Source organism: Methylomagnum ishizawai, from assembly GCF_900155475.1.
GTDB lineage: Bacteria > Pseudomonadota > Gammaproteobacteria > Methylococcales > Methylococcaceae > Methylomagnum > Methylomagnum ishizawai_A.
On the sequence record NZ_FXAM01000001.1, the window covers coordinates 2035433 to 2047816 of the forward strand.

The 12384-nt window shown below is 63.5% G+C and carries 17 protein-coding genes; 9 read left to right on the forward strand and 8 right to left on the reverse strand.

What is annotated here, in order from left to right; genetic code table 11:
- Nucleotides 1-594: 594 nt before the first annotated feature.
- Nucleotides 595-1461, reverse strand: coding sequence for a YifB family Mg chelatase-like AAA ATPase (locus B9N93_RS09095; protein WP_085212907.1), 867 nt, complete (start codon nt 1459-1461; stop codon nt 595-597).
- Nucleotides 1462-1472: 11 nt separating this feature from the next.
- Nucleotides 1473-1733: an accessory factor UbiK family protein gene (locus B9N93_RS09100; RefSeq protein ID WP_085212909.1), complete on the reverse strand. Its 261-nt coding sequence runs from the start codon at nt 1731-1733 to the stop codon at nt 1473-1475.
- A 300-nt stretch (nt 1734-2033) separates the two neighbouring features.
- On the opposite strand from B9N93_RS09100, the gene B9N93_RS09105 reads away from it, so the two are divergent.
- Both B9N93_RS09105 and B9N93_RS09110 read left to right on the forward strand, forming a co-directional pair.
- Nucleotides 2034-2957, forward strand: coding sequence for an adenylate/guanylate cyclase domain-containing protein (locus tag B9N93_RS09105; protein WP_085212911.1), 924 nt, complete (start codon nt 2034-2036; stop codon nt 2955-2957).
- 38 nt (nt 2958-2995) lie between these two features.
- On the forward strand, nt 2996-3937 hold the full coding sequence (locus B9N93_RS09110; protein WP_085212913.1) for an adenylate/guanylate cyclase domain-containing protein: 942 nt from the start codon (nt 2996-2998) through the stop codon (nt 3935-3937).
- On the opposite strand, the gene B9N93_RS09115 is transcribed toward B9N93_RS09110, so the two are convergent.
- Genes B9N93_RS09115 through nagZ form a run of 3 tightly spaced genes read right to left on the reverse strand, consistent with a single transcriptional unit; the run spans nt 3924 to nt 6259 of the window.
- A complete protein-coding gene (locus B9N93_RS09115) occupies nt 3924-4661 on the reverse strand; it encodes an S-methyl-5'-thioinosine phosphorylase (protein ID WP_085212915.1) in 738 nt (245 codons plus the stop codon). The genes B9N93_RS09110 and B9N93_RS09115 overlap by 14 nt on opposite strands.
- 12 nt (nt 4662-4673) lie before the next feature.
- A complete protein-coding gene (locus B9N93_RS09120; RefSeq protein WP_085212917.1) occupies nt 4674-5228 on the reverse strand; it encodes a hypoxanthine-guanine phosphoribosyltransferase in 555 nt (184 codons plus the stop codon).
- An 8-nt stretch (nt 5229-5236) separates the two neighbouring features.
- Nucleotides 5237-6259 (reverse strand): beta-N-acetylhexosaminidase, encoded by a 1023-nt coding sequence (gene nagZ / locus B9N93_RS09125; RefSeq protein WP_254899363.1) that lies wholly within the window; start codon nt 6257-6259, stop codon nt 5237-5239.
- 88 nt (nt 6260-6347) lie between these two features.
- On the opposite strand from nagZ, the gene B9N93_RS09130 reads away from it, so the two are divergent.
- On the forward strand, nt 6348-6752 hold the full coding sequence (locus B9N93_RS09130) for a flagellar basal body-associated FliL family protein (protein ID WP_176225203.1): 405 nt from the start codon (nt 6348-6350) through the stop codon (nt 6750-6752).
- Nucleotides 6753-6777: 25 nt separating this feature from the next.
- Here B9N93_RS09130 and B9N93_RS26285 read toward each other — a convergent pair whose 3' ends face one another.
- The 3 genes from B9N93_RS26285 to B9N93_RS09145 form a co-directional block, all read right to left on the reverse strand.
- Nucleotides 6778-7242, reverse strand: a complete 465-nt coding sequence (locus B9N93_RS26285; RefSeq protein WP_085216151.1) for a transposase — start codon at nt 7240-7242, stop codon at nt 6778-6780.
- A complete protein-coding gene (locus B9N93_RS26290; RefSeq protein ID WP_085210740.1) occupies nt 7170-7541 on the reverse strand; it encodes a transposase in 372 nt (123 codons plus the stop codon). Before B9N93_RS26290 ends, B9N93_RS26285 begins: the two co-directional genes overlap by 73 nt.
- A gap of 67 nt (nt 7542-7608) precedes the next feature.
- Nucleotides 7609-7920, reverse strand: a complete 312-nt coding sequence (locus B9N93_RS09145; protein ID WP_085212921.1) for a DUF1244 domain-containing protein — start codon at nt 7918-7920, stop codon at nt 7609-7611.
- Between the two features lie 157 nt (nt 7921-8077).
- Here B9N93_RS09145 and B9N93_RS09150 point away from each other — a divergent pair, with 157 nt between their 5' ends.
- The 6 genes from B9N93_RS09150 (at nt 8078) to B9N93_RS09175 (ending at nt 12353) form a co-directional block, all read left to right on the forward strand.
- Nucleotides 8078-8425, forward strand: coding sequence for a hypothetical protein (locus tag B9N93_RS09150; RefSeq protein ID WP_085212923.1), 348 nt, complete (start codon nt 8078-8080; stop codon nt 8423-8425).
- A gap of 26 nt (nt 8426-8451) precedes the next feature.
- Nucleotides 8452-9036 (forward strand): septation protein A, encoded by a 585-nt coding sequence (locus B9N93_RS09155; protein WP_085212925.1) that lies wholly within the window; start codon nt 8452-8454, stop codon nt 9034-9036.
- Nucleotides 9037-9039: 3 nt separating this feature from the next.
- A complete protein-coding gene (locus tag B9N93_RS09160; RefSeq protein WP_085212927.1) occupies nt 9040-9339 on the forward strand; it encodes a YciI family protein in 300 nt (99 codons plus the stop codon).
- A gap of 44 nt (nt 9340-9383) precedes the next feature.
- Nucleotides 9384-9662, forward strand: a complete 279-nt coding sequence (locus tag B9N93_RS09165; protein WP_085212929.1) for a BolA family protein — start codon at nt 9384-9386, stop codon at nt 9660-9662.
- Nucleotides 9663-9674: 12 nt separating this feature from the next.
- On the forward strand, nt 9675-10628 hold the full coding sequence (locus B9N93_RS09170) for a peptidylprolyl isomerase (protein WP_085212931.1): 954 nt from the start codon (nt 9675-9677) through the stop codon (nt 10626-10628).
- A gap of 282 nt (nt 10629-10910) precedes the next feature.
- Entirely contained in the window at nt 10911-12353 is a 1443-nt protein-coding gene (locus B9N93_RS09175; RefSeq protein WP_085212933.1) for a TolC family outer membrane protein, read from the forward strand.
- Nucleotides 12354-12384: the final 31 nt, after the last annotated feature.

A 12384-nucleotide genomic window follows, 5' to 3' on the forward strand; every position in this document is an offset into this window, starting at 1 on the left:
TTGAACGCAAATCAATGCTCATCAGCGGAAAAGCCAAGGATGCCGCCAAACACTGGACGAGGGTATCGGCGAGCGGCGAAAAATGACCAGCCGTTCGCATTGAATTCAGCGCGCGCTTACAGGCGAGGGGGGATGGCCTAGGCGCCGAAGGCACTAAACCGTCCCGCTGAACGCTGTCGAAGGCGCAGGGACCCGTCGGCGAAAAGCGCCCGAGCGCCTCCGGCATCGCCCAGAAGATGCGGTTCCCCGCGCTTTTTCAGCGTCCGCCGATAGTTTATGCAGGTTGCAACGCCTTGCAGAAATATCGATGTCACCGGTTCGGCAGAAGCTACGTCCAAATACGGCATGGTTTGCACGGCGCCGAACCTGGCGGAATTCCACCTCGCACCTATCGACTACCTCGGGGGCGTCGGACGGGTTGCGTTTCCATGTCCTACTTTAACGGATAACGGAACTTCACCTTGCTCAATCCATAACGCTCAATTGATTGCTCCGTACCTCGCGAAGACTGGGCTGCCCGTCGGCGCTTTTGAACTGCGGTAGGTCTTGGTTAGCCGCTAATGCTCAGTCGCATTTATTTCCGGTCAGTCGCATTTATTTCCGGTGATCACAGCCGCCGCCGACCAAGGCCGGGGCCGAGGCCGTGTGGTGCGGCGAGCGGAACGGCGGCCTGCGCCAACTGCGCGGATCGAACGGATGCTCGCTGACCGAGGCGATGGCGGCGCTTTCCAGCGCCTCGTCGTCGGACAGCGGCGGCATTATCCCTGGCAAACGGGAGGCCAACATCGATTTGCCGGTACCGGGCGGGCCGAGCATCAAGAGGTTATGGCGACCGGCAGCGGCGACTTCCAGCGCCCGCTTGGCGTGGTAATGGCCGTGGACATCGGCGAAATCCGGGGTGTCCTCACTGTCGGCGGCTGCCGGGGCGGGCGGCTCGAACTCGATCCGGGTTTGCCCGTTGAGATGGGCGCAGACTTCGAGCAGATGCCCGGCGGGCAGGATTTGGGCATTTTCCAGCAAGGCGGCTTCGCCGGCGTTTTCGCGGGGCACGATCAAGGCCCGGCCCGCCGCCCGCGCCTGCATCGCCACCGGCAACGCGCCTTTGATCGGGCGCAATTCGCCGCCCAGGGATAATTCCCCGACGCATTCCACATTTTCCAAGGACTGCGTCCGCAATTGCCCGGACGCGGCCAGGATGCCCAAGGCGATGGCGAGGTCGAAGCGCCCGCCTTCCTTGGGAATATCCGCCGGAGCCATGTTGACCGTGATGCGCTGCAAGGGGAATTCGTAACGGCAATTAAGCAGGGCGCCGCGCACCCGGTCCTTGCTTTCCTTCACCGCCGTCTCGGGCAGGCCGACGATGGACAGGCTGGGCAGGCCGTTGGAAATATGCACTTCCACGGTCACGAGCGGGGCTTGGATGCCTTGCCTGCCCCGGGTGTAGACGACGGCCAGGGACATGTGGGCCTCGGCTAGATTGTAGGAGGGGAGGGAAGTTGTTGTTCCAAGGCGGCGACGCGGGTTTCCAGGGCGGCGAGCTGCTCGCGGGTGCGGGCGAGGACGGCGCGTTGCACTTCGAATTCCTCGCGGCTGACCAGGTTCATCTTGGCGAAATGGGCTTGCAACAGGGCTTGGAAATTCCTTTCCAGGTCGCCGCGCAACAGTTGGAAATCGGCGGGGACGGTTTCGGCCAAGCGCTTGGCGAGGTCGGTGAAGGGATTGGTGTCGAACATGGCGGCTCGTGGTGTCGAAGGTTGTGGGGGAAACCCGGCCCGGAGGCACCGGGGTCGTGGCGGGATGGCAAGGATAGCAACAGCCGGGCCTCGGCGTCCAAGCGTGGCGGCGGAATCCAAAGCCAATCTGGAACTTCTCATTTCGCTGGAATGTGAATTTTTCAAGGACCCTGCCGTGGGTCCCGCCCCTCCTGTATCATGGGCGCTACCCATGCGGGACACGTTCCGGTCCGGCCGCCTGGGTAATCCAATCCAAACACCCAGATCGACGATGGCCCACGCTAGACGAGGAGCGCTGCCATGACTTTCCTCCGGCCCGATGCGAAACAAGCGTCCACCCTGTGCGTGCTGTCCGCCAAGGTGGCGGATACCCCCCTTATTTTCCAAGCCCTGGGCGGGAGCGAAGGCGCGGGCCTGATCTTCGATTGCCTGGGGTTGATGAATTCGGTCATCCAATGCTTCGGAGGCCGCGTCCTGCATCCGCTCGGCGACGGGCTCTTGGCCGCTTTCCCCAGCGCCGACAACGCCGCCGCCGCTGCCGAGGACATGATGCGCCGCATCCACCGCGAGCCCGGCCAGGGCGTGGGGCAGGCGGCTTTGAGGGTCGGCCTGCACCAAGGGCCGGTCTGGGTCCGGGAGAGCGATATCTGCGCCGGGCAATACCACGCCTTCGGCGAAACGGTCCGCGTCGCCACGCGCATGGCCGGATTGGCCAAGGCCGGGCAGATCATGGCGACCCAGGCCACCCTGCAAGCCTTGCCGGCCCGCTGGCGGCAGGCGGCGCGGCTGTTGGAGGCGCTCACCGCCTCGGGCAACCGCGCCTGCGAATTGGCGTGGCGCCACCCCGACGGCAGCACTATGATGACCCGCTTGCCGACCTCCCTTCCCAAGGGTGCCTTCAACCAGGCGACTTTGCGTTATCATCAACTCCGCTTCGTGCTGGACGACAGCCATAGCAGCCTCAGTCTGGGGCGCGAGTACATCAACGATATCGTGTTCGACGACCGGCGGGTTTCCCGCCAACATGCCAGGGTCGAGCGGCGGCGCGACAAGGTCGTCTTGATCGACAACAGTACCAACGGCACCTACGTCACCTTCGAGGGGGCGCATGAAATTCCCCTGAAGATGGAGGAAATCGTGCTGTCGGGGCGGGGCACGATCAGCCTGGGCTGCGCCCATCGCGGCGGCGACGGAGCGGGCGTGCTGGAGTTCGAGGTGCTGTGAGCGTCGCCCGATCCATAGACCATCAAGGACCAAAGACCATGACTACCGACGGGACCCAGACGAGTTCTTCGTTGACACCCCTGTGCGTGCTGTTCGCCGATGTGTCCGGCAGTACCCATTTATATGAATCGCTGGGCGACAAGCAGGCCATGCGGATCATCGGCGAGTGCATCAAGCGGATGGATTCGGCCACCAAGCTCCACGGCGGGACGACGGTGCAGATCGTCGGCGACGAGATCATGGCGACCTTCCCCAACCCGGAACTGGGCATGGAGGCCGCCGCCGACATGATGCGGCGCATCGTCGAGCAGCGCGAGGTGGTGGGCCTCCGGCTGGCTTTGCGGATCGGCCTGCACCATGGGCCGGTGCTGTTGCAGAACAATTATGTGTTCATCGACCAGCCCGATATTTTCGGCGACACGGTCAACACCGCCGCCCGCATCACGGCCCTGGCCAAATCCAACCAAATCCTTGCCAGCGCCGAGACCGTCGAATTGATGCCGCCGCGTTGGCGGCAGGCTTCGCGCAGCCTCGACGCCTTCAGCCTCAAGGGCAAGAGCGAGGAGATGCGGATTTGCGAATTGCTGTGGGAGGACAAGGAGGATGCCACCATCATCCGCATGCCGGTGGCGACCTTGCAGGTGCGCTTGGTGCTGAGCTATCTGGACCGGCGCTGGGTCTTGGACGAGACCCAGCGCGGCGTGAGCCTGGGCCGCGAGGCCGACAACGATTTCGCCATCGACGACCGGAGGATTTCGCGCCAGCACGCCACCATCGAGCGGCGGCAGAACAAATTCGTGCTGATCGACAAAAGCACCAACGGCAGCTTCGTCACCATCGAGGGCTATGGTGAAATCCCGGTGCGGCGGGAGGAATTCATCCTGCATGGCCGCGGCCATATCAGCCTGGGCCATGCCTACGACAACGCCGACCTGGCGGGGACGCTGGCGTTCGAGGTGGCCGGGTTCAGCCCGATATGAAGCGCTTGAGGACCACCGCCAGATCGGCCATGCCGCGCTGTAGGTTGGCCTCGATGTCCGCCAGGGTGATTTCCCCTTCCACCTTGCCTGCCGCCCAATTGGCGACCACGGCGCAGCAGGCGTAATCCAGCCCGGCTTCACGCGCCAGCGCCGCTTCCGGCATCCCGGTCATGCCCACCAGGGCGCAGCCGTCGCGTTCCATGCGGGCGATTTCCGCCGCCGTTTCCAGCCGCGGGCCTTGGGTACAGCCATAGGTGCCGCCATCGACCATGGGGATACCGGTGGCCTGCGCGGCACCGAGCAGTTTTTGCCGCAAGGTTTCGTTATAGGGCCGGGTGAAATCGATGTGGGTGACGTGTTCGAGGCCGTCCTCGAAGAAGGTGTGGGCGCGGCCATAGCTGTAGTCGATGATCTGGTCTGGCACGGTCAGCACGCCCGGTCCCATATCGGCGCGGATGCCGCCCACCGCCGCCACTGCCACCACCCGCTCGATGCCGACTTGCTTGAGCGCCGAGAGGTTGGCCCGGTAGTTGACCTTATGCGGCGGGATCGTGTGCGGATCGCCATGGCGGGCCAGGAATACCACGTCCTGCCCATGGAAACGCCCGTACACGAGGTCGGCGGAAGGCGTGCCATAGGGCGTGCTGACCACGGCGCGGCGGACAATGCTGAAATCGGGCAGCCGGGTCAAGCCGGTGCCGCCGATGATGGCGATGCGTGTCATCCTGGGTTCCCCTCAATAGACGGTCGTGCAGGCGTAAATCCCCGGCCAGTTGCGGAGATAGCCCTTGTAATCCATGCCGTAGCCGAATAAATAGCGGTTCTCCGCTACCAAGCCGGTGAAATCGGCCCGGCAGGGTTTGTCCCGGCCCAAATCCTTGTCCACCAACACGGCGATATGCACGGCGGCGGCACCTTGTTCCAGGCACCAGCGGCGTAACTCGGCCAGGGTGATGCCCTCGTCCAACACATCGTCCACCAATAGGACCACGCGGCCTTCGAGCGGGGTGTCGGGCTGGTGCTGCCAACGCAGGGCGGCTTCGCCGCGGGTCGCGCCTTGGTAGCGGCCTGCCTTGATGGAATCGATTTCCAGCGGGAACCGGAGCCGCAGCAACAGCCGGGCGGTGGGCAGGATGCCGCCGTTCAGCACCGATAAAACCAGGGGGGTTTGATGTTGGAGGCGGGCGGTGATGTCCGCCGCCATCCGGTCGATCGCGGCGTCGATCTGGGCTTCGGTGTAAAGGCAGTCGGCCTCGGCGGCGACCCGTGCGATTTCTTCTGGTGTGGTCATGGCTGGGTTCAAGTGGCGGAAAGAGGGGCGATCAAATCCACGGCGGCGCGCCAGCCGGGGCTGGCGAGCAAGTCGGCGCGGGCGATGGGGAAAGCACCGCGCATCCGTTCCAAACGGGCCGACCGCGCCGGATCGGCGGGCAGGCTGGACAGGGTTTCCAACACCTGTTCGGCGGCTTCGGGGGCGTTGCAGGCCAGCACCATATCGCAACCGGCTGCGAGCGCCAGATGGGCGCGGTCGGTGTGGTGGCCGACGAAGGCCGCGCCCGCCATCGAAAGATCGTCGCTGAATACCGCGCCCGCGAAGCCCAGGCGGCGGCGCAGTACCTCGCGTATCCAGAACGGCGAGAACCCGGCGGGCTGGGCGTCGATTTGCTCATAGACCACATGGGCCGGCATGATGCCTTGCAGTCCCGCCGGGATCAGGGCGCGGAAGGGCACGAGGTCGCGCTTGTCGAGTTCGGCGAAGTCGCGGCGGTCGATGGGCAGGGCCAGATGCGAATCCTCGACCACGCCGCCATGACCTGGAAAATGTTTGCCCACCGCCGCCATGCCGGCCCGGTGCATGCCGCGCAGGAAGGCCAGGGCCAGCGCCGCGACGGTGTCGGGGTCGTGGGCGAAGGCGCGGTCGCCGATGACCTGGCTGAGGCCGCATTCCACGTCCAGCACCGGGGCGAAGCTGAAATCTATATCGAAAGCCCGCAGTTCCGCCGCCATCAGCCAGCCCCCCGCTTCGGCCAAGCGGGCCGGGTCGGTGCTGGTTGGGTAGCGGACGGCGGGCGGCAGGCGGGTGAAGCCCCCGCGGAAACGCTGCACCCGTCCGCCTTCGTGGTCCACGGCGATGAGCGCGTCCGGGCGGGCTTGGCGGATGGAAGCGACCAGGGCCGCGAGCTGCTCCGGGTTTTGGTAGTTGCGGGTGAACAGGATGATGCCGCCCGCCGCCGGGCTCATCAGCTTGTCCTTGTCTTCCGGGGCCAGGGCGGTGCCCTGGAGGTCGAACATGACGGGACCCGGTGGGTATTTCGTTGGCATGGGGGTGGTTCCGGGGCAGGGCAGGGGGCTGTGGATTTTAAACTATAATCGGGCCGAGGCGGCGTGGTGCCGCGTAGGGAGGTCCGGTATGGGAAAAGTCAGAATCGTGTTGGTGGCCTTGTGCTTATGGGCCGGGAGTTCCGCCGGGCTCGCCAACGAAGGCGGGGGCGGCGGGGAAGAAGGGGGCATGGAATATCTGCCCTTGGAGGCGGTCTTGGTCAATCTGGCGGGCAAGCGCCATTATCTTAGGGCCGATATCCAGCTTTTGGTGGAGAGCAAGGAGGACGCCGACAAGATCAAGGCCCATATGCCCTTGATCCGCCATACCCTGATTATGTTGTTCTCCAACCGCGACCCGGCGGAAATCGCCGCCGTCGCCGAGCGCGAGAAATTGCGCCAATCCGCCCTCGAACAAATCACCGCCAGCCTCGAACAGGTCGGGGCCGACCACGGCCTCGAAGACCTGTTCTTCACCGACTTCATGGTGCAATAGGCTTTAGAAGCTGTCTGGCAAAAGCTCAGACACATTTTGCAAGGGTGGTCCTCAGCATGGCGATGCGGATAACGTTCTCGGCGGTGGCGGTAAGGGTTTCGAAATCCTTGCTCAACCGGCGGAACGAGCCGAACCAGGCGAACGTCCGCTCGACGATCCAGCGTTTCGGCAGGACGGCGAAGCCGTCCACGATCCTTTGCGAGATGTGCAGGACCAAGCCCAGCTTTTCCTCCACGTATTCGACCGCCGTGCCGCGATAGCCCGCGTCGCCGGAGAATGCCTCGATGCCGGGATGCTTCTCCGCCGCCCGGCGCATGACTTCGCAGCCGCGTACGGTGTCGCTCAGGTTGGCGGCGTGGACCTCGACATGCAGCAGGTGGCCCAGGACGTCCACGACGATGTGCCGCTTGTGCCCCTTCACGCGCTTGCCGCCGTCGATCCCCCGCTCCTCGCTGGCGTACTGGGTCTTGACGCTCTGCGAGTCGATGATGGCGTAGCTCGGGGAACCGGCCCGATGCTTTTTTTTCGATGCCGCGCGTTGATCTCGTCCAGGGCCGTTTCCCAGACCCCGGCCTTGTTCCAACGGCTGAAATGGTCGTACACGGTCTGCCAGGGCGGGAAGTCCTTCGGCAGCATCCGCCATTTGATGCCGCCCTCCACCACGTACAGGATGGCGTCCACCACCCGCTTGCGCGGGTGCTTGCTGGCATTGCCACGCCGGTCCTTCGGGCGGAAGTGGTGTTCGATCAACGACCATTCTTCGTCGCTCAGGTCGCTCGGATAGCTCATGTCGGGGAACCTTGGAAAATCAACGGGGGCTTGACTCTACATGAATTCCTTTTTGCCAGACAGTTTCTCACTGCCCGGCGGTCGCTTTTTGCCGCTGGCGCTCCGCGTAGGCCGCCGCTTGCTCCGGGGTGGCTTCCTTCTGGTGTTGGGCCTTCCATTCGGAATAGGGCACCCCGTAGATGAGCGCCTGCGCCGCCGGGTAGTCGAGATCGAGGCCGCGTTCCTGGGCGGCGGCGGCGTACCATTTGGCAAGGCAGTTGCGGCAGAAATCGGCCAGGATCATCAGGTCGATGTTCTGGACTTCGGGGTGGGCTTGCAGATGTTGCACGAGGCGGCGGAAAGCGGCGGCTTCGAGTTCGGTGCGGGTCGGTTGGTCCATGGTGGGTTTTTCACATCAAGGGGTGTGCCGGGGTTCCGGCAAAACGCCCTCCTCCGGGAGGTGGTCTTTGCGGGAAGCCCCGTCTCTTATGTCATCGAGTTCTAGGAATTATTGTGTATTATATCCATTGAATCGGTAAAGCTGCGGCTAGCCCCGTATGGACATTCGCAAGACCGCTTTCTATCCTGTCGCCGTCCCGCCCGCGCCGATGCGGACGCGGTCCGAAGCGGCGGGAGCGCTGGACCCCCAGGCGGCCCGGAATTCCGAAACTCCCGCCCCAAGCACCAGCCAGGAACGGTTCCGTCCCGTCGATCCCGCGTCCCGGCCCGCCGAAGGGCGTACACGATACCGCGCTGAGGACGCCACGGACCGGGTCGAGCGTCAAACCGCCTTGAACGCCAAGGCCCAACAAGCGCTACGAGCCTATCTAAGCCACGAACAATTCGCCCAGCAGGAATCCCGCACCGCCCTCAACCAAACCCTAGGCGTCGATTATTACGCCTGAGTTCATCCCAGTCGCGTTCAACCCCTATGAAGCTATTGCTCGATTTTTTTCCCATCCTGTTGTTTTTCATTGCCTATAAGCTTGGCGCGGGCTGGGTACCGGACGATTATCCCCTGTTCAAGGAAAATCCCATCTATCTCGCCACCCTGGTCGCCATCGTCGCCTCGGTCCTGCAAGTCTCCTACCTGTGGCTCAAGCATCGCAAGGTCGAGAACATGCACCTGGTGTCGCTGGTGCTGATCGTGGTGTTCGGCGGTGCGACCTTGTTCCTGCGCGATCCGCAGTTCATCAAGTGGAAGCCCACCGTGCTGAATTGGCTGTTCGGTACCGTATTCCTGGGTAGTCAGGTGATCGGTCGGAAAACCATGATCGAGCGGATGTTGGGTGGTCAGTTGGAATTGCCGGCCCTGGTGTGGGGGCGTTTGAATCTGGCTTGGGCGGCGTTCTTCATCGTCATCGGCGGGGTCAACCTGTATGTGGCCTACCAGTTCGAGGAACAGGTCTGGGTCAATTTCAAGCTGTTCGGGATGCTGGGCTTGACCTTCCTGTTCGTGATCCTGCAATCGTTCTATCTCTCCCGTTACCTGCCCGAAACCAAACCGGAGGAATAAACCTTGCTCTACGCCATCTATTGCGAAGACTGCGCGGGGAGCCTGCCGCTCCGCCAGCAAACCCGCCCGGCCCATCTCGAACGCCTGCAAGCCTTGCGGGCGGAAGGCCGCTTGCTGCTGGCCGGTCCCTTGCCCGCGGTCGATAGCGAAGACCCCGGCGAGGCCGGCTTCACCGGCAGTCTCATCGTCGCCGAATTCGCCAGCCTCGAAGCTGCCCAAACCTGGGCCGAGGCCGATCCCTACCGCCACGCGGGCGTCTATGCCCAGGTGACGGTAAAGCCCTTCAAGAAGGTTTTCCCCTAGCCCCCCGCCCGGCGGGTCGGGCACCATCCCTAGCGAGGTTCCCCATGAGCGACCGTGTCGAAAGAATCAGGAATACCCTGGAAGCCGGGCTGGCCCCGGTGCATCTCGAAATCGTGGACGACAGCCATGCCCATGCCGGGCACGCGGGGGCCGCGAGCGGGGGCGGGCATTTTTCCGCCCTCATCGTATCCACCGCGTTCGAAGGCAAAAATCCGGTGCAGCGCCATCAATTGGTGTACCGGACCTTGGGCGAACTGCTGCGTGCCGATATACACGCCTTCAGCCTGAAGGCGCTGACGCCCGCCGAGTTTCAATCACCATAAGGAAAACATCGCATGAAGAAGTATCCGCTTATCGCCATCGCGGTCGCGAGCGCCTTGCTGGCCGCGGGTTCCGCCCAGGCCGCCGACGCCGCTAAGCCGACCGGGGACCCCATCGCCATCGTCAATGGCAAGCCGATCAGCAAGGCGGCGTTCGAGTCGGTGCAGGCCGAACTGGCCCAGCGCCGGGGCGGCGGTTCCGCGCCGGACGACAAGATCGTCGAGGAATTGATCAAGCGCGAGGTCTTGGCCCAGGAAGCCGAGTCCCAAGGCCTCGACAAAGACCCCAAGTTCGCCGCCCGCATCGAAAACGCCCGCCGCTTGGCGATGGCGCAGAACGCCGTCGAACATTACATGGCCACCCTCCAGGTCAGCGACGATGAACTGAAGAAGGAATACGACCAGCGCATCGGCGCCAACAAGGCCACCGAATTCAAGGCCCGCCACATCCTGGTGGAATCCGAAAAGACCGCCAAGGAAGTCCTCGCCAAGCTGGATAAGGGCGGTAAGTTCGCCGATCTCGCCAAGAAATATTCCAAAGACCCCGGTTCCAAGGACAAGGGCGGCGACCTCGGCTGGTTCAACCCGCAGCAGATGGTGCCGCAGTTCTCCGAGGCCGTGACGGCGCTCAAGAATGGCGAAACCACCAAGGCTCCGGTGCAGAGCCAGTTCGGCTGGCACATCATCCAGCGCGAGGAATCCCGCGAACAGGCACCGCCGCCCTTCGATGCGGTGAAGGACCAATTGCGCAATATGTTGCAGTCGCAAAAACTGCAACAGCATATGGCCGAACTGGAAAGCAAGGCCAAGATCGAAAACCGCCTGCCGCCCAAACCCGCCGAACCCCCGGCTCCCCCGGCCGGCGCCGCCGCGCCCGGACTCGAAGCGGGCAAGCCCCAACCTCCCGCCGAAAAACCGGCGCAAACCGCCCCCGCGGCCCCTGCCCCGGCACCCAAGCCCGCCCATTAAACCTTGCGGCGGGTCCGGCATCGGTCCGGTCCCGCCCTTGTTTTCCGCCCGTGCTTATTGGGGTTTCGCCAAGGAAACGGTGCCGATCAATACCGTCGGCCCGGCGATGGGGCAGGGGTGCGAACCGCCGCCGCTTCCCGCGTCCCGCCCGGTTCAAAGACCGGGCGTCCCCGGTGGTTCCGCAGTCCACCTCGTCTGGTCGGGCTGGATTGGCGCAAGTTTCGTGTATGCTTGGTGGATATAAGCGTTTTGCCGTATGGGCGGGCGGCTCGTAGAAAGGTTATGAACAAAACGATTCCCGCGCTGGTCCTTTGCGGGCTGGCAAGCCTGCCGGCCTATGGCATGGATTTATTGGAAGCCTACGAACTGGGACTCAAGAGCGACCCCTTGGTCTTGCAGGCGGAGGCCAAACGCAATGCCATCCAGAAGAACCGGCCGATCAATCTCGCCAAACTGTTGCCGAACGTGAGCTTCAACGGCGATTACACGCAAAACCATACTTCGACCCAGAATTCCTTTATCACCACCCAGCAATTCACGGACGTGACCTACCAAGTCGGCGAATTCACCTTGCGCTTGTCGCAGCCGGTGTTCCATTACGATTATTGGGTGCAACTCTGGCAGGCGGACAACCAGATCGCCCAGGCCCAAGCCCAGTTGGAGGCCGCCTACCAGGACTTGGCGATGCGGGTGGCGACCAATTATTTCAATGTGCTGTATGGCGAAGAAAACCTGGAAGTGACCGCCATGCAGTTGCATAGCCTGGATGTGCAGATTGAGCAGGTGAAGGAACGTTTGGCGGTGGGTTTCAGTTCGCTGGTGGACCTCAACGCGATCCAAGCCAAGCGCGACCAGGTGGCGGCCGATTTGATCGTGGCCGACCAGAAGCTGAACGATGCCAAGGAGAGCCTGCGGGAAATCCTCGGCAACATCGATATCGATCTCGCCAAGGTGCCCGAGCAGGTAGCGCTGAACAAGCCCCAGCCCGAGGATATCGAGGCTTGGCGCGATATGGCGATGAAGAACAACATGGACATCATCGCCGCCATGAGCGGGGCCGAGGTCGCCAAGCAGACCATAGATGTGAATTCCGCAGGCCATCTGCCGACCGTGGATATCCAGGGCACCAAGGGTCTTTATCACAGTAACCGCCCGCCCTATGGTTTGGACAACGACAGCGAGACCATCGGCCTGTACGTCAACGTCCCGGTGTTTTCGGGCGGTGGGGTGAATGCTAAGGTGGAGCAGGCCAGGGATTATTACGCGCAGGCGATGGCGCAGGTGGACCAGCAGCGCCGCGCCACCCAGCGCCAGGTCAAAGATGCCTACCGCGGTGTGTTCGCGGCCATAGGCGAGGTGGGCGCTCTGGCCACAGCGGTCAAATCGGCGGAGGTGGCCCTGGAGGCCAGCCAACTTGGGTTCCAGGTCGGTACGCAATCGGCGGTCGATCTATTGGTCCAGCAGAACACCTATTTCCAGGCCCGGCGCGATTACGCACGGGCGCGGTATGACTATCTACGCAATGGATTATTGCTCAAGCAGGCCGCCGGCACTTTGGCGCGGGACGATATCGACGCGGTGAACGCCTTGATCCACCGGCCCCATGCGCCTGGCCTGTTGTCGAAGCAGCCTCCGCTGCCCGGCCAACTGCCTACCGACGAGCCGTCCAAGGCTGCGGCGCGGTCGCCCGCCGGGCGCAAGTTGGAGCCGTGGCGCGTTCCTTAAGGAGCCTGGGCTTTTTCCACCGGCACCGGAT

Excerpts from the sequence above, each read along its gene's own strand:
- B9N93_RS09175 (WP_085212933.1), top strand. The coding sequence starts at position 10,911 with ATGAACAAAACGATTCCCGCGCTGGTCCTTTGCGGGCTGGCAAGCCTG.
- B9N93_RS09130 (WP_176225203.1), top strand. The coding sequence starts at position 6,348 with ATGGGAAAAGTCAGAATCGTGTTGGTGGCCTTGTGCTTATGGGCCGGG.
- B9N93_RS09145 (WP_085212921.1), bottom strand. The coding sequence starts at position 7,920 with ATGGACCAACCGACCCGCACCGAACTCGAAGCCGCCGCTTTCCGCCGC.
- nagZ (WP_254899363.1), bottom strand. The coding sequence starts at position 6,259 with ATGCCAACGAAATACCCACCGGGTCCCGTCATGTTCGACCTCCAGGGC.
- B9N93_RS09105 (WP_085212911.1), top strand. The coding sequence starts at position 2,034 with ATGACTTTCCTCCGGCCCGATGCGAAACAAGCGTCCACCCTGTGCGTG.
- B9N93_RS09150 (WP_085212923.1), top strand. The coding sequence starts at position 8,078 with ATGGACATTCGCAAGACCGCTTTCTATCCTGTCGCCGTCCCGCCCGCG.
- B9N93_RS26290 (WP_085210740.1), bottom strand. The coding sequence starts at position 7,541 with ATGAGCTATCCGAGCGACCTGAGCGACGAAGAATGGTCGTTGATCGAA.
- B9N93_RS09155 (WP_085212925.1), top strand. The coding sequence starts at position 8,452 with ATGAAGCTATTGCTCGATTTTTTTCCCATCCTGTTGTTTTTCATTGCC.
- B9N93_RS09120 (WP_085212917.1), bottom strand. The coding sequence starts at position 5,228 with ATGACCACACCAGAAGAAATCGCACGGGTCGCCGCCGAGGCCGACTGC.
- B9N93_RS09100 (WP_085212909.1), bottom strand. The coding sequence starts at position 1,733 with ATGTTCGACACCAATCCCTTCACCGACCTCGCCAAGCGCTTGGCCGAA.
- B9N93_RS09165 (WP_085212929.1), top strand. The coding sequence starts at position 9,384 with ATGAGCGACCGTGTCGAAAGAATCAGGAATACCCTGGAAGCCGGGCTG.
- B9N93_RS09095 (WP_085212907.1), bottom strand. The coding sequence starts at position 1,461 with ATGTCCCTGGCCGTCGTCTACACCCGGGGCAGGCAAGGCATCCAAGCC.
- B9N93_RS09115 (WP_085212915.1), bottom strand. The coding sequence starts at position 4,661 with ATGACACGCATCGCCATCATCGGCGGCACCGGCTTGACCCGGCTGCCC.
- B9N93_RS09110 (WP_085212913.1), top strand. The coding sequence starts at position 2,996 with ATGACTACCGACGGGACCCAGACGAGTTCTTCGTTGACACCCCTGTGC.
- B9N93_RS09170 (WP_085212931.1), top strand. The coding sequence starts at position 9,675 with ATGAAGAAGTATCCGCTTATCGCCATCGCGGTCGCGAGCGCCTTGCTG.